This window comes from Luminiphilus sp. nBUS_16, from assembly GCF_051201645.1.
GTDB lineage: Bacteria > Pseudomonadota > Gammaproteobacteria > Pseudomonadales > Halieaceae > Luminiphilus.
The window spans coordinates 2,501,866-2,516,980 of sequence record NZ_CP179205.1 but is presented as its reverse complement, the minus strand read 5'-3'; the positions used below and the strand labels follow the sequence as shown (position 1 = coordinate 2,516,980).

The following is a 15,115-nucleotide window of genomic DNA, read 5'->3' as shown; positions in this document are numbered from 1 at the left end:
AGTTCGCTGTTTTGCCCTCTGGTGAAACCACAGGGGTTAACCCGACGAATGCAGGATTTGGGTCGGTTATTTATACCAACGAGGCATCTTGAGCTTGGCCTCGCTTGCCTGTACTATCCGCGCTCTTTACTAACTGGAGATCGAGGGTATTAAGAGCGACAGCAAAAGCAAAAAAGCCATTACGAATGAGCAAATTACAGCCTCTCAGGTGCGTTTAGTCAGTGCTGAGGGAGAGCAAGTGGGCATTGTACCAATCGCCGAGGCTCAAGCAGCTGCAGAAGCAGCAGGCATGGACCTCGTGCTGATGGCAGAGTCTGATCCGCCAGTCTGTAAAGTTATGGACTACGGAAAGCATATTTTTGAGGCCAAAAAGCAAAAAGCTGCGCAGCGAAAGAAGACCAAACGAATCCAAGTTAAAGAAATGAAATTTCGTCCAGGGACGGACGAAGGGGACTACCAGGTAAAACTACGCAACCTGGTGCGTTTCCTTGAGAACGGCGATAAGGCCAAAGTCACCCTGCGGTACCGCGGGCGTGAAATGGCTCATCAGGAAATCGGCATGGAGCTACTCAAGCGAGTAGAAGCCGACCTGAGCGAACTCGGCAACGTTGAGCAATTTCCGAAAATGGAAGGCCGACAGTTGACGATGGTTATCGCACCTAAGAAGCGGGGTTAATGGCCAGTGAATGCCTCTGGCCCCGATCAATGAAAAACTCGCCTGCGTAAGCGGGCCAAATGCGGAGTTGTATCCATGTCCAAAGCAAAAATTCACAGTGGTGCCGCCAAGCGGTTTAAAAAAACGGCCGGCGGTTATAAGCGCAAAAGCGCTCATAAAAGCCATATTCTTACCAAGATGACGACCAAGCGTAAGCGTCAGCTGCGCGGCACGTCTATGGTTGATCAGGCAGATAAAGTGCTGATCGATCGTATGCTTCGTGCTAAATAACCGTCCTCATCACTTGGAGTAAAAGACTATGGCTCGTGTAAAACGTGGTGTGACGGCTAGACGTCGTCACAAGAAAATCTTAAACAAAGCGAAAGGGTATTACGGGGCGCGCTCACGTGTGTTTCGGGTAGCCAAGCAGGCAGTCACCAAAGCAGGTCAGTACGCTTATCGTGACCGCCGGCAACGAAAGCGTCAGTTCCGTGCACTCTGGATTACCCGCATCAATGCGCAGTCCCGTGCCAATGGCCTGACTTACAGCCGGCTTATTAATGGCCTGAAGAAAGCAGATATAGCGCTGGATCGACGTGTGCTGGCCGATTTGGCCGTGCATGACAAGGCTGCATTTGCAGCGGTTGTGGAGCAAGCGCGCTCAGCTCTGGCAGCTTAATCAGCGGCCTGCGTCTTGCAGGCCCGACTGCAGTATCCTATGAGGGAAGGCGCACTTGCTCCTTCCTTTTTTTATGGTCAGAAGTGGCCGGCGTTTGCATACGGTTGAGATGGAAAGCATGGAATCCCTAGAGGCAATTAAATCAGCAGCCATAGCCGCGGTAGCACAGGCATCAACACCGCAGGAGCTAGAGCAGCTTCGCGTTGAGTATCTGGGTAAAAAGGGTGCTTTGACTGGGCTTTTGAAAACGTTAGGAGGGCTGTCCGCCGAGGAACGTCCCAAGGCCGGTGCTCTTATCAATGCGGTGAAGCAGGAGCTTTCCGGGGTGCTTAATGAGCGGCGAACCGGGCTTGAGCAGGCGGCTTTGCAGCAGAAGATTGAAGCTGAAAAAATCGATGTGACGTTACCTGGGCGCGGTGTTGACCTTGGAGGACTACATCCCATTACTCGAACCATCCAGCGGGTAGAGGATTTTTTTACCGGAATGGGGTTTAGCGTCGCTGAAGGCCCTGAAATTGAGGACGATTATCACAACTTTGAAGCCCTCAATATTCCAGCCCATCACCCCGCGCGGGCTATGCACGATACGTTTTACATTGACGAAACGCATGTGCTGCGCACCCACACTTCGGGTGTGCAGATTCGAACTATGGAATCCCGCGAGCCGCCGTTAAGGATTATCTGTCCTGGGCGAGTTTATCGCTGCGATTCTGATTTAACGCATTCGCCCATGTTCCATCAAATAGAGGGCTTGCTTGTTGATGAGCGATCCAGCTTTGCCGACCTTAAGGGCTTGCTGGAAGCGTTTATGCAGGCGTTTTTCGAGCGCGATGATCTCGCGGTGAGATTTAGACCTTCCTACTTTCCCTTTACTGAACCTTCGGCCGAAGTTGATATTCAGTGTGTGAAGTGCGGCGGTGAGGGTTGTCGGGTGTGCAGCCATACGGGCTGGCTCGAAGTATTGGGCTGCGGCATGGTGAATCCACGGGTGTTTGAAATGTCGGGCATCGATACCGAGCGATTTACGGGTTTTGCTTTTGGTTTGGGCGTGGAGCGTTTGGCTATGCTGCGCTATGGCATTGGCGATCTGAGGCTAAACTTTGACAACGATCTGCGCTTTTTAAGCCAGTTTCAGTAGAGGACGCGAACCATGATTTTTTCAGAACAGTGGTTGCGCGAATGGGTTAACCCCAGTTTGTCGTCTGAAATGTTGGCCGAGCAGCTGACAATGGCTGGCTTGGAGGTCGATGCCATTACGCCGGTTGCAGGGTCTTTTGAGGGGGTGGTTGTTGCGGAGATTGTAACGGCAGAGCAGCACCCCGACGCCGACAAGCTGCGTGTTTGCACCGTAAACGCTGGTGATGAGACGGTACAAATTGTTTGTGGTGCGCCCAACGCTCGTGTGGGTTTAAAAGCACCTCTGGCACGTCTTGGCGCAGTGCTCCCGGGCAACTTCAAAATTAAGAAAGCTAAATTACGAGGGCTTGAGAGTCAGGGCATGTTGTGCGCTGCTGCAGAGCTGTCTCTGTCGGATGAAAAGGACGGACTGCTTGAGCTTGCTCCCGATGCGCCGGTGGGACAGGACTTACGTGACTACCTCGCTCTGAATGACGTCACCCTTGAGCTTGGCTTAACACCTAACCGCGCGGATTGTCTTGGCATTGCTGGTGTTGCGCGGGATGTCGCAGTTCTCAATCAGTTAATGGCCTGCGAGCCTCCCGTAGAGCCGGTTCAACCGACTATTGATACCACTTTCCCTGTTGAGGTGGTGGCAAGTGCACAATGCCCACGGTATCTCGGCAGAGTTATTGAGGGTGTTGATCTTGGCGCGACCACGCCTTTGTACATGGCTGAGCGACTGCGCCGGTCGGGGCTTCGTACGATAGACCCGGTCGTAGATGTGACTAACTACGTCATGTTGGAGATGGGCCAGCCGCTGCACGCTTTTGATTTGGATACGTTGTCAGGTGGTGTTGTCGTTCGTGAGTCAACGCCTAATGAATTCATGACGTTACTGGACGGTTCGGAGATACAGCTGACCGATGGGACTTTGGTCATAGCGGATCAACAGCGACCCTTGGCGCTTGCGGGTATTATGGGTGGTGCTAACAGTGGTGTTACCGCTGAGACGCGATCTATTTTTCTAGAAAGCGCTTTCTTTACGCCAGCCCTAATCGCCGGTCGAGCGCGAGGCTACGGATTGCATACCGATGCTTCTCATCGTTACGAGCGAGGGGTAGATTGGCAGTTGCAACGGCGTGCAATTGAGCGGGCAACAGAGCTGCTGCTGACCGTAACCGGCGGCAGCGCTGGCCCTGTTATTGAAGTGGTCAGCCCTGAAGATTTACCCGAACAGTCGACACTCGTGCTGCGTGCGGAGCGTATTGAGCGTGTTTTAGGCTTAGCACTGCCAGAGGATGAAGTGACGCGCATTTTGCAGGGGTTAGGGTTCGATGTGACCTACGATGAGTCAAATTCCTGGACATGTGTTGCCCCCAGCTGGCGCTTTGACATGAGCCAAGAGGTCGATTTAATTGAAGAGTTGGCTCGAGTCCATGGTTACAACCGTTTGCCGACTGCCCATATTGAGGCGAAGCTTCAGATCACACCCGTCAGTGAGGCGCAACGATCGCTGCGTACACTGCGACAAGGCCTAGTATCGCGAGGGTTTCAGGAGGCGATTACTTTTAGCTTTGTGGCGCCAGAGCAGCAAGCGGTGTTCTGGCCTGAGGGTCAGGCGATCAAAGTAAAGAATCCTATTTCTAGTGAGCTGTCTGAAATGCGCCTAGGCCTTCTGCCTGGGTTGGCGGCTGCGGTGGCACACAACGTTAAGCGTCAGAACTCTCGAGTGCGACTTTTCGAGACGGGAAACCGCTTCACCACCGGGCAACCCTATGCTGAGCAGTCGATGCTTGCGCTGGCAATGTCTGGTACCAAAGCCACAGAAAACTGGGCGGATGACAGCAGTCGAGTTGATTTCTTCGACATGAAAGGGGAGCTAGAACAACTGCTGGGACGCACCGATGCTGGCGTCACGTTTATCTCGGCGTGCCATTCGGGGCTGCATGATGGTCAAACGGCCAATGTCGCCCTCGATGGCAAAGTGATTGGGTTCTTGGGGACAGTGCACCCTCAGGCGGCGCAGCAGTTGGACATACCCGCGAATACCGTATTTGCTGAACTGGATCTGAGTGCAGTGCGTCAAGGCAGCGTGCCAGCTTACGCGGATATTTCGCGTTTTCCCGAGACTCGGCGGGATATTGCGGTTGTGGTTGGGCGCGACCTCGAGGTCGGCGCGTTGTTGGACGCTGTTCGCGACGTGTCAGGGCCGGCTTTGGCTGACCTGAAGCTTTTCGATGTCTACACCGGTAGTGGCGTTGGTGATCACCAAAAAAGTATCGCTCTGGGTTTGACTTTTCGAGACGGCTCGCGCACTCTTGATGATGAGGAAGTGTCTGCGATTATTAACCAAGTCGTTGATTTCCTGAAAGAAAAATTCAATGCGGAATTAAGGGCATAGCGAAATATCATGTCTGCACTGACAAAATCTGAGATGGCCGACAAGCTCTTTGAGGAGCTTGGCCTCAATAAGCGTGAGGCCAAGGAACTGGTAGAGCAGTTCTTTGAAGAAATACGGATTTGCCTTGAGAACAATGAGCAAGTCAAATTGTCAGGCTTTGGAAATTTTGATCTCAGAGACAAGCGTCAGCGACCCGGAAGAAACCCGAAAACTGGCGAGGCAATACCTATTTCGGCCAGAAGAGTGGTGACTTTTCGGCCAGGGCAAAAGCTCAAGGCAAAAGTTGAACAGGTGACTGAACAGGGAGGATTTGATAATGCTTGAACCCACGCACAACAGTGAACTTCCTCCAATTCCCACCAAGCGCTACTTCACCATTGGCGAGGTCAGTGATCTTTGCGCCGTAAAGCCCCACGTTTTGCGCTACTGGGAGCAAGAGTTTCCTCAGTTAAAACCTGTGAAGCGCCGTGGAAACCGTCGCTACTATCAGCGCGTCGATGTTGAGATGATTCGTACGATTCGGAGTTTGCTGTACGAGCAGGGCTATACCATCGGCGGTGCTCGGCAACGTATGACCCAAGAAGACGAGGTACCGACACCCGTCGAGATTCAGCAGGTGGCTCGAGATTGCATTAGCGACTTACTAAAAGCCCAAGCGCTGCTAAATCCTCCGCTCTGACACTTACCACCACGTCTTTACCCATGTATACTCTCGCCGCTTCGGGGCGTAGCGCAGTCTGGTAGCGCACCACACTGGGGGTGTGGTGGTCGCAGGTTCAAATCCTGCCGTCCCGACCATTTTTTTGCGAAGACAGTGCAAGGCGCTTTGAAAGAGCCTTGTTCTTAATTGAGTACTTGCAAATAAGAAACCGCGTACCGAGCCTGCCTTTTTGCTATCCCTTTGATTGGTGAACGCCCCTAGTCTGTTGTTCCAGCCAACGAAGCTTACAAATCAACACCGTTGCGATCAGAATAAGTCTTCCTTTGCGAGGCAGGACGTTATCGTTAATGCTTTAACTGGCGCCGCCTTTTTTCATCGCTTTCGGCCGGATCGGCATTGCTAGTTATGGGGCAGCCATGACTTCCATTCGTTATATCCCGTCGCCACCGAGGTCATCGTCTAATCAGGCGATTTGAGTGCCCGGATCGCCAGCAGACCGAGGAAAAGTCCCTGAAAAATTAACCAGATAAGCGATACACCCTAATCGCTACGCCCTGACAATCTATTATTTAAGTGTTGCAAATTTGCATCTTATGACATCAATTTAATATATATCGTTGCGATATTTGCTCATGTAGTCTCGCTTGCTTCACTTAGTGCTCTTTAAAGGAGAGGCAAAAATGAAGACAGCAAAAGGTGCAGTAACTCAGTCAGCAATGGCGGCTTTGGTGGTGTTAGCGATGGGCGTCATATCACTTTTCTCGACATCGGTTTCGGCCGAAAGCCAGAGTGATCATCTCAAAATTTGCAAGCTAGAATTGAAGGCCCTGTACGGAGACGATGTGCGGATTAGAATGGTGAAAGCCAAGCAGTATCAAGGCCAGCATAAGATGACGCTCAAAGTTTACCCCGCTGGTGAGGCCATGACGGTTGTTGAGTGTGTGAGTAACGATGCGCCAGAACCAGGCATTGTGCTGATGGCCAAGGACGGGTCTATATTCAACGCATAGCGTGAGGATGTATAAGCAGTCGAAGTGAATTGGGATGACTTAAAAATTTTATTGTCATTGAGTCGATATGGCTCTACTCGAAAAGCTGCTGCGCAACTCGGTGTTAGCAACACCACGGTAATGCGCAGGCTTGATGGCTTGGAAGAGGCACTTGCGGGTAAGCTTTTCGATCGTACTCCTGATGGTTTTCAAGCAACGGCACTCGCTGCTGAACTGCTTCCGATAGCTCAGGGGGTTGAGGAAACACTCGACGAGGCCGAGCGCCGCCTCGTGGGCATGGATGCCCAACTGACCGGGGGGATCAAAGTTTCACTACCCCTGTGGTCGGCGCACCCTATATACAATGCGCTCGCTAATTTTTCACAGCGATACCCCGGTATTGATTTAGACATTTCAGCCAGTGACGATCACGTGGACTTGGCACGTCGTGAGGCCGATCTTGCGATTAGAGGAATGCCCAAAGATAAGCGCCCCCCAAAAGATATTGTGGGCATTAAGCTTATGCCGATTTCCATCGGATATTATGTGCATACAAACTTGCTCACTGAAGCGGCAAAAGGGCTCAGAGAGTTAACTTATATTGGATCCGCCCCGCGTCATAAACAGGGTGAGTTTGTAACGGCAGGAAGCTTGGGTTTGTCGGGCCGGCATCTTTTCCATAGTCTCATGCCGCGCCTCATGGCAGTTAAACATCAGCTGGGGGTAGCGGTGTTGCCTTCTATGATGGCAGCCGAAGACCCGGAACTTCTACTCCTACCCAATGTGCCAGCGACACATTGGGGGTATATTTGGGTGTTGCACCACAAAGATCTCCGGCAGTCGGCTCGCATTCGTGCGCTATTCAAACACCTGTCTTTGCTTGAAAAAGTTTGATCTGAGCGCGCTGGGGCATGGGGTGATCGCGGCTTTGCCTTCTCGGCGAATGTGCAATACCGGATAGGTGCCCGCTTCAGTCTTCGGCCTTCTTTTTAGCCTGGCCAGTCCCAAATGCCATTGCGTGCCAATCTCTAAAGGGGCCCAGCGTATTTTGTAAGAATGTTCGATAGTGGCCCTGAGTTTCAGGGCCCAGTCCCCAGGGGGTTGTCTCATCCTTCTCAGGAATATACAGCGTCCCAAACAACCGATCCCAAATGCTGGTTACTGCAGCGAAATTTTTGTCCCAGTGCTGTGGTAGGTAGCTGTGATGAACATGATGCATGACGGGGCTGTGTAGCCACTTTGATAGCCAGGGTGGGTAGTGAAAAGCCACGTGGTAATGCCTAAAAGATCCGTTAAATCCAAACAAAAGTGAGAAGAAGCCAATATTGAACAGCGTAGCCTGTGTTATGCCATCGACAAAAATCCAACCGAAAAGTCCGCCTGCAAGGCCGTAAGCGAGTGCAGCCCCTACGGCATAAATAGGCCCCTCAATAAAATGTTCGCGATAACGGGTCAAAGGCGTGAGTACCTCGGCGCTGTGGTGGATTTTGTGGATCGCCCACAGGGCTGGAATCTTATGTTCGGAGTAATGAATGAGATAGAAAATGGTGTCGTAGAGCAGCAGGGTGATCAAGCTGTACAGCAGCATCCAACTGGGGGTGGAGGCTAATCTGGGGCTAGGTCCCAGTAGGTTATTCATCGCGGCGATGACAGACTGCTCGACTGCAGGGGCCAGCACTATTAAAACGGGTACCACCCATAGGGGCCTGAGTGTTCGCTCAAATACATAAAGTGCAATATCGACCCGGGCGGATACGTGAGTGTAAATATCTTTTGGTAGCAAGAACTGCAAAAGGGTAGTTTTTCGTTCCCGCCCGTCAGCATTTTTGGCGCCGTGCCCTTGGCGTGTCAGCCAAATTCCTGTGGCCAGCAGGGTTGTCATCAGTAAGACAGGCCAGGTCAGATCTCTAGGTAGGTTTGCCAAAATTACTTGCCAGAGCTGGGCGACGAGTTCGGTAGTTGGCCCCACTGGTTGGTCTGCAGAGATGTTCATGGGCGTGCCGCAAACCCCGAAAGTGGAATCATTAAAACCGTGTTCTTCTTTATTGCGATCATGATTTTTGAGGGGTTATGGGTTGGGGAATGACTCGAGGCGCGAATGGTATTGATGTGTTCGTTTCTATTGATATAACCATATCAGTTGGCCCCCACCGTCTTACCCAGATCAATGGACGGTCTGGTAGACCACCCAATACAGATCAGCAATAACACCTGAACAAACAACCTTACGCTGAGCGCCGTTTCCGAGACGTCGGGAAACAGCTCGGGATGCATCCACATATGGATATTGGCTGGGGTGACTGCCAATGTAAGGAGAATTAGACAGTTGCCCGCCCACTTGCGAGTTGTTGGAACCAAAATGCCCAGAGCCCCCAGTATTTCCAAAATACCGCTGACATAGACAATTTCAAGATGCCACCCTACATACGGCGGCATAATGTTGACGAAAAACTCAGGGGAGGTGAAATGGGAGATGCCGCCAATCATGAACCAGAGAAAGACAAGGCCTAGCCCGAAAAACTGCCACCTAAACATATTTTGTCCGCCACTGGTTGCGATCGAATACAGTACCGCAAATATTGAGTTCGGTCATACGCCTGTTCGACTCGTCACCAGTGTAAAGGTGTGCCAAAGTCAGTGTTGTTAGAAAACCACCGTCATAGAAAGTGGGTGCTACAGGCAACCGAGCCATAACAATTATAAATTGAGGGGGTAGCGATGACCGATCTTCTGACACTGTCGGCTGACGTCATTGACGGTAGGCTCGAGCTTGATCGCGCGGGCCCGCTTAATCGTATCAATCACGAGTTGTCAGAAATCAACGGCAGCTTGGCAGTCGTTGAAGCGTTCTCCCATTGCATTGTGTTCAAAACAGATGACGGCTTAGTGGCGTTCGACACGTCCAACGAGCACGGGGGGCAGCGATGCGTAGATGCTGTCCGAGATTGGAGCAATTCGCCGTTTAATTCACTGGTTTTTACTCATGGTCATATCGATCACGTTGGGGGTGCTGGGGCCTTTGTTGCCGATTCTAAGTCTGCCAAGGTCGTTGCCCATGAAAATGTTGCCCGTCGGTTTGAGCGCTACCGGCTTACCAATGGCTATAACCAAGTGATTAATGAGCGGCAATTTGGTCAGTTCAAGCGACGGGGCTACGACTTGGCAGGTACCCGACAGTTCCTGCCCACTGCCACGCCCGAGCCACATCAAACTTATCAATCGACCCTCGATTTGGATGTGGGTGGCACCGCTTTTGAGTTACACCATGCCCGGGGAGAAACCGATGACCACACCTGGACCTGGGTGCCTTCGCACCGCGCTATTTGTGCCGGTGATTTTTTTATTTGGGCGTTTCCGAATGCCGGCAATCCGCAAAAAGCTCAACGCTACCCTAGAGAGTGGGCGCAGGCGCTCCGTGACATGGTGGCTATGAAACCCGAGCTGTTTCTTCCAGCCCATGGGCTACCAATTGCAGGGGAAAAGCGCATTCGTCATGTTCTAACAAGCGTTGCCGAGGCTTTGGAGTCGTTGGTGCAACAGACGCTCCACTTAATGAACGAAGGCGCTCGGTTGAATGACGTTATTCACAGTGTGAAGATTCCGAGGGCGTCTTTGGACTTGCCATGGATGGCGCCGGTCTATGATGAGCCTGAGTTTGTTGTGCAAAATATATGGCGCTTATATGGCGGCTGGTATGACGGCAACCCCGCACATTTGAAGCCTGCGCAAGAGGCGCGTTTAGCCGCTGAGGTCGCTAGCTTGGCAGGGGGTGCCTTAATCTTGGCTCAGCGAGCGCTAGATCATGTAGAAACAGATATCCGGCTGGCCTGTCATCTTGTTGAGATGGCAGCGCTGGCGGAATCCGATAAGACGGCCGTGCATGCCATCAGAGCTGAAATTTATCAAAAACGCAGGGAGGGTGAGACGTCTCTTATGGCCAAAGGTATTTTTGGTTCTGCAGCCAATGAGTCAAAGGCGAACCTGTCTTAGCCAATGTAAAAGCGCATTCCGCGACCGTAAAAATCCGAAATGAGTGGAGTAGTTTATGCGACGGTGTTTGGCCATGCTGCAAACTTTAGCGCTGTCGTCGTCATGCCTTGGTTTCCCTGCGCAACGCGGAATCAAACTGCAGCCGCACACGGGCGTTATAAGTTCAAATGTGGGCTTATTCTGCGGGTTAGTGGGGCTCAAGTAGCTAATTGAAAGATGAGAGAGCTGCGGCGCTCTATCATCTAAGTATGTGTGGGCAGAGCGGTGTTCCGGCCTAACTAGTTATTGGCCGCTGCAATCAGAAGAAGGGTCGCATATAGCAGTGCAAAAGCGATCTCTGCTTTTCTGGGTGCCACGTTGTGCACATGGATGACGCCTCTTGAGACCACCCACCAGGCCCAACCGATGCTGACGATCATCAGCGGTAAAACGCTGAGTAATTGGCTGACGGGCATTAAAACTGCGGCAGAGGCCGCTATGTGGAAGCTGTCACCAAAGTCACCCTGGCTGCCTAGCGCTTTGCATAAGACATGAATGATGCCTGCCATAACGAACGTGACTAGCACACCAGCCAAAGGACCCATGATAAGAGCTGGGACCAAACCAAAAGAGTTGTAGTGGCTGCCTGCACTGCCCATAACGATGCCGAGCAGTGTGGCCAATGCAGCCATGATTGCGACGTAAACGCTGCCATCGCCAAAATCTAAAAAATCATCGTCACAGGTAAAGTAAAGGTGGGGTTGCAGCAATATAGCCGCGCTGCGGTCAATGACAGATCTAACGATCACTTGAGTTGCTCCCTAAAAGATCAGGGTGAAAGGTTAGCGTGCAGGTTCTTCAATGTCTCGTTAACATTTTGCATGGCGCTGCGATCGTGCCATCCTTTGAGGTCAAAGTTATTAAGGGGGAGAGCAATGTTCCAATTGCGACGGCTATTATTACTGTTGGGCCTGCTGGGCTTGGTGCCCGGGGCTTTTGCTGACCCTATTGCAATAGCAATTCATGGAGGCGCGGGTACGCTGACTCGCGACTCTATAACGCCTGAGCAGGAGCGCGACTACCTCGCGATACTCAACACGGCCGTGCAGCAGGGCCATGCGCGACTTCAAGATGGCGCTACCGGCTCAGATGTTGTGCGAGAAACCATCCGGTTATTGGAAAATTCGCCGCTTTTTAACGCAGGACATGGAGCGGTTCTTACGTGGAATGGCACACACGAGCTCGACGCATCCATGATGTTAGGGCACAACCTCGCAGCAGGAGCGGTTGCGGGAGTGACCCGGGTTAAAAATCCTATTGAAGCGGCCTATGCCGTGCTCGAATACTCGCCTCATGTGCTGTTATCGGGTGCTGGGGCAGACAAGTTTGCTGAGAGTCAGGGCCTGACTATGGTCGATAATCGTTACTTTACAACCCCCAGACGGGTCGAAGCCCTTGAACTATTTCGAGCTAAATACGAGGACAAAAAAGCGCAGAATGGTGATGAGAAGTTTGGCACCGTTGGTGTCGTGGTTCTCGATACTTCGGGCAATTTGGCCGCGGGGACATCCACTGGCGGCATGACGGGAAAGCGTTGGGGGCGGATCGGAGATTCCCCGCTGATCGGATCAGGAACGTTTGCAGATAATCGTAGCTGCGCGGTATCGGCGACAGGACACGGTGAATTTTTTATTCGTTGGCAAGTAGCCAGCGATATTTGCGCACGTGTCAGGTATCAGGGCCTTGATTTATTGGTGGCCGCGAATCAGGTACTTCATGATGAGTTGGCTCTGGCGGGAGGAGAGGGCGGTGTGATCGCCATTGACCCCAAGGGCAATGTTGCGCTGGTCTTTAATACCGAGGGCATGTACCGCGCTAGCATTAATGCCGCAGGTGAAAAAGTGGTGGGTATTTATCGCAGCCATGCTGGGACACAAAATAAAGAACAGGATTTGAGCGATGGGTGATGGTGGTGGAGATCGGCAGCTTAACGTTTTGGGAGCGCCATTAGAGGTGTGTTGTAAAAAACCTATGACCGGTTTTTACCGAGATGGGTACTGCAATACGGGACCCATGGATACGGGCACGCACACCGTTTGCGCGGATATGACCGAAGACTTTTTGGCTTTTTCTGCACGGGCGGGCAATGACTTAAGCACGCCTCGTCCAGAATATGATTTTCCGGGTTTGCAGCCCGGCGATCGGTGGTGTCTTTGTGCTCGGCGCTGGGAAGAAGCGGAAATGGCGGGTTGCGCCCCCAAAGTTTGGTTGCGCAGGACCAATATGAAAACGCTACAAATCGTCGCATTGGAAACACTGAAAAAGCATGCTCTGGACGGCACCTAGTATTATTTCAATTGCTATCAGTGGTAAGCCGCGCTTTACTGACGACGCGCAAAGCCATCTGTGCGGTGGCGCTTGCACCCTTGGCGTATTCAAAATTTTATGACGACTTTGTGCCCTATCACCCCGTTTATGAGGAGCAATCTATGACCACTCCAACCAGCATTAGAGATTGTATGCATCGCAATCCCCTCACAATTGATAGATCTGCGCCCCTTGTTAAGGCGATAGAGTTACTGGTGGAATTCCGACTGACAGGGTTGACGGTTATTGGTCATGATGCAGTTCCTTGCGGGAAGATTACAGAGCTAGATTGTATCCGTGCAGTGCTCACGGCTATCTACAATGACGGCAGTCCTGAAAACATTCAGGTGGAACAAGCGATGACTGAGCATATTGACGCCTGTAGTCCTGATGAGACGATCGTGGAGGTGGCTCAGCGAATGATCGACTCTAAGCAACGACGGAATGCCGTCACACACCAGGGAAAATTAGTGGGTCAAGTGAGCTCCAGTAACATCTTGTGGGCGTTAATGGAGCACGCTAGAAAGAAGCTCGACGCCTAGCTTGATCGGCTCGTGCGAGCACCTGCATATTTGACACGATAGAACTGCGCGACTATTGGCGGCACGGTTGTAAGAGTCGTTGAAATTTGGCGGTTTACTCGTGCTGGTCCGAGGTAATTGGCTTTCAAAATTCGGTCTCACGCCCAAGAAGAATGCCTGGCGCACTAAACCTGTTCGGACCATCACTCTGTGAGCGAATAGCGGTCTTAACAGGGGTTTAGCAGTGTAAGTCAGCAGCTTTGTGAAGCCTGGAATGAGCAGTGCCAGGCAAAGGCTTCCATGGGTTTCGTCGGCGGCTACCGCTGTGCGGTAATTAATGCGCCTTTGATGAAGACCAATCCTGGGCAATAAGAGCGGCTTCTTGATCTGCAGATAATGCAATATCGGTTGCTGTCTGATCAATGAATTGCTCGATTGGATGGCTGGTTTCAGCACTAGCGGTGCGATATCCGCCTTGCTGCTCCAAAAAGACTTCCCGACCGATAACCTGTGTTACCCAGCTTTTTGCCCCTTTACAGGCCACGCCCCTCCAATGACTGTCATCCGAGGCCAGCAAAAACTCACGACACCACTGCCCGTCGGCTGCGGGAAACGTAAGGACAACTCGCAGTGCCCGTTCATCGTCAACGTTGCTCCAACCATCGGCCGCGGAGGGCTCTGTGCTTAAAGCTTTTGCGAGTACGGCATCGATCTGGGGTGTGTCAGAGAGAGGAGACGTCCAAAGGTTGCTAACCGTCACAATGGCAGTGGCTAACAATAACGTCGCTGCCACCGCAAATTTATAAATCGGTGAAGACGCTCGGTCGTCCCTGGCAATGTAGTTTGCCAAGCGGTCAGAGACACCGGTGTTCACAGTGCTATCTTGAGCCCCTATGACGGCTTTGAAGGCGGCATCATTGGCTCGAAATTCCTCCAGTCGCGCACGCAGAGCCGGGTCTGTTGCGAGCCGTACTTCGAGATCAAGGCGCTCGTCAGTTGAACACTCTCCATCTATGAGTCGACTGAGAAGCTCGTCGTCCCGTTGTCCAGCAATGTCCAGCGTGTGAATATCCGCCACCAAATATCTCCTTACCTTACCTACCCATCACTGGGCTTCCTAGCTCCGACGCCTCCTGAGTTTAAATTCAGGGGGCACTCAGCCGATTTTTTCAGCGAGGCTGCGCCGCGCCCGAGCCACTCGGCTCATTACTGTCCCTATGGGAATGTTGAGGACCTCCGCCACTTCCGCGTACGACCTGCCTTCAATCGCTACCAGTAAGAGCACCGTTCTCTGCTCTTCGGACAGGGTATTGATGGCCTGCTCAACGCGTTCAAATTCCAATCGTTCAAGGCCACCTGCATCGCTAACGCCCAGATCCCCGTTACCCGTGGCTTCGGCTTTAGCGAAGCGGCTCCGAACCTCCCGAGCGCGGAGTTCGTCCAACCACAAATTGCGGCAGACCCGATAGGCCCACTTCCCAGCGTGAGCGTCTTTGGGCATGCCGCGTTCCAGTACCCGTTCTACGGTAAGTTGCAGTAAATCATCAGCGTCATGACGGTCACCCGTGAGTGACGTACTGAACCGTTTTAAACCGGTCAGTTCATTCATCAATACAGCTTTTTGATTTGCGGTAAGCTGACTCATAGAGGGCCTGTTACAATGATGACGTACCAAGCGTTGGTTTTATTCCCACTCGTTTGGGGAATGTAGGTCAACGCTGAAACGTCTCTACACTATTAAGGCCGTTTTCTTG

Annotated in this window: 18 protein-coding genes and 1 tRNA gene; 14 read left to right on the top strand and 5 right to left on the bottom strand. The window is 52.1% G+C overall.

Going from position 1 to position 15,115, the window contains the following annotated elements; translation table 11 throughout:
* Positions 1-133: 133 nt before the first annotated feature.
* The 10 genes from infC to ACMAY6_RS11105 all read left to right on the top strand — a co-directional run bounded on the left by infC (position 134) and on the right by ACMAY6_RS11105 (position 7,398).
* Positions 134-676, top strand: coding sequence for a translation initiation factor IF-3 (gene infC, locus ACMAY6_RS11150; RefSeq protein ID WP_435216000.1), 543 nt, complete (start codon positions 134-136; stop codon positions 674-676).
* A 75-nt stretch (positions 677-751) separates the two neighbouring features.
* The gene (gene rpmI / locus ACMAY6_RS11145) at positions 752-946 is read left to right on the top strand and encodes a 50S ribosomal protein L35 (protein WP_007235871.1); all 195 of its coding nucleotides are present in this window, start codon (positions 752-754) and stop codon (positions 944-946) included.
* A 28-nt stretch (positions 947-974) separates the two neighbouring features.
* Positions 975-1,334 (top strand): 50S ribosomal protein L20, encoded by a 360-nt coding sequence (gene rplT / locus ACMAY6_RS11140; RefSeq protein WP_435211858.1) that lies wholly within the window; start codon positions 975-977, stop codon positions 1,332-1,334.
* A 118-nt stretch (positions 1,335-1,452) separates the two neighbouring features.
* Complete coding sequence (pheS, locus tag ACMAY6_RS11135; protein ID WP_435215998.1) at positions 1,453-2,472, top strand: phenylalanine--tRNA ligase subunit alpha; 1,020 nt, start codon at positions 1,453-1,455, stop codon at positions 2,470-2,472.
* Positions 2,473-2,484: 12 nt separating this feature from the next.
* The gene (gene pheT / locus ACMAY6_RS11130) at positions 2,485-4,854 is read left to right on the top strand and encodes a phenylalanine--tRNA ligase subunit beta (protein ID WP_435211856.1); all 2,370 of its coding nucleotides are present in this window, start codon (positions 2,485-2,487) and stop codon (positions 4,852-4,854) included.
* A 9-nt stretch (positions 4,855-4,863) separates the two neighbouring features.
* Positions 4,864-5,178, top strand: a complete 315-nt coding sequence (gene ihfA / locus ACMAY6_RS11125) for an integration host factor subunit alpha (protein WP_435211854.1) — start codon at positions 4,864-4,866, stop codon at positions 5,176-5,178.
* Positions 5,171-5,533 (top strand): MerR family transcriptional regulator, encoded by a 363-nt coding sequence (locus ACMAY6_RS11120; RefSeq protein WP_435211852.1) that lies wholly within the window; start codon positions 5,171-5,173, stop codon positions 5,531-5,533. The genes ihfA and ACMAY6_RS11120 overlap by 8 nt, the downstream gene beginning before the upstream one ends.
* Before the next feature lie 42 nt (positions 5,534-5,575).
* Positions 5,576-5,652 (top strand) — tRNA-Pro (locus ACMAY6_RS11115).
* 543 nt (positions 5,653-6,195) lie between these two features.
* Positions 6,196-6,525, top strand: a complete 330-nt coding sequence (locus ACMAY6_RS11110; protein ID WP_435211850.1) for a hypothetical protein — start codon at positions 6,196-6,198, stop codon at positions 6,523-6,525.
* A gap of 24 nt (positions 6,526-6,549) precedes the next feature.
* Positions 6,550-7,398, top strand: a complete 849-nt coding sequence (locus tag ACMAY6_RS11105) for a LysR family transcriptional regulator (protein ID WP_435211848.1) — start codon at positions 6,550-6,552, stop codon at positions 7,396-7,398.
* A 76-nt stretch (positions 7,399-7,474) separates the two neighbouring features.
* On the opposite strand, the gene ACMAY6_RS11100 is transcribed toward ACMAY6_RS11105, so the two are convergent.
* Both ACMAY6_RS11100 and ACMAY6_RS11095 read right to left on the bottom strand, forming a co-directional pair.
* On the bottom strand, positions 7,475-8,497 hold the full coding sequence (locus ACMAY6_RS11100; protein WP_435211847.1) for a sterol desaturase family protein: 1,023 nt from the start codon (positions 8,495-8,497) through the stop codon (positions 7,475-7,477).
* A 143-nt stretch (positions 8,498-8,640) separates the two neighbouring features.
* Complete coding sequence (locus ACMAY6_RS11095; RefSeq protein WP_435211845.1) at positions 8,641-9,039, bottom strand: DoxX family protein; 399 nt, start codon at positions 9,037-9,039, stop codon at positions 8,641-8,643.
* A gap of 183 nt (positions 9,040-9,222) precedes the next feature.
* Here ACMAY6_RS11095 and ACMAY6_RS11090 point away from each other — a divergent pair, with 183 nt between their 5' ends.
* Complete coding sequence (locus ACMAY6_RS11090; protein ID WP_435211843.1) at positions 9,223-10,494, top strand: alkyl sulfatase dimerization domain-containing protein; 1,272 nt, start codon at positions 9,223-9,225, stop codon at positions 10,492-10,494.
* A gap of 278 nt (positions 10,495-10,772) precedes the next feature.
* Here ACMAY6_RS11090 and ACMAY6_RS11085 read toward each other — a convergent pair whose 3' ends face one another.
* Positions 10,773-11,282 carry a Yip1 family protein gene (locus ACMAY6_RS11085; RefSeq protein ID WP_435211841.1) on the bottom strand — a complete coding sequence of 170 codons (510 nt, stop codon included), beginning with the start codon at positions 11,280-11,282 and terminating at the stop codon, positions 10,773-10,775.
* Between the two features lie 126 nt (positions 11,283-11,408).
* On the opposite strand from ACMAY6_RS11085, the gene ACMAY6_RS11080 reads away from it, so the two are divergent.
* The 3 genes from ACMAY6_RS11080 (at position 11,409) to ACMAY6_RS11070 (ending at position 13,382) form a co-directional block, all read left to right on the top strand.
* The gene (locus tag ACMAY6_RS11080; protein ID WP_435211840.1) at positions 11,409-12,440 is read left to right on the top strand and encodes an isoaspartyl peptidase/L-asparaginase family protein; all 1,032 of its coding nucleotides are present in this window, start codon (positions 11,409-11,411) and stop codon (positions 12,438-12,440) included.
* Positions 12,433-12,819 (top strand): DUF2237 family protein, encoded by a 387-nt coding sequence (locus ACMAY6_RS11075; protein WP_435211838.1) that lies wholly within the window; start codon positions 12,433-12,435, stop codon positions 12,817-12,819. Before ACMAY6_RS11080 ends, ACMAY6_RS11075 begins: the two co-directional genes overlap by 8 nt.
* 143 nt (positions 12,820-12,962) lie before the next feature.
* Positions 12,963-13,382 carry a CBS domain-containing protein gene (locus ACMAY6_RS11070; protein WP_435211836.1) on the top strand — a complete coding sequence of 140 codons (420 nt, stop codon included), beginning with the start codon at positions 12,963-12,965 and terminating at the stop codon, positions 13,380-13,382.
* 313 nt (positions 13,383-13,695) lie between these two features.
* On the opposite strand, the gene ACMAY6_RS11065 is transcribed toward ACMAY6_RS11070, so the two are convergent.
* A complete protein-coding gene (locus ACMAY6_RS11065) occupies positions 13,696-14,439 on the bottom strand; it encodes an anti-sigma factor family protein (protein WP_435211834.1) in 744 nt (247 codons plus the stop codon).
* Positions 14,440-14,517: 78 nt separating this feature from the next.
* A complete protein-coding gene (locus ACMAY6_RS11060; protein WP_435211832.1) occupies positions 14,518-15,006 on the bottom strand; it encodes an RNA polymerase sigma factor in 489 nt (162 codons plus the stop codon).
* Positions 15,007-15,115 lie beyond the last annotated feature (109 nt).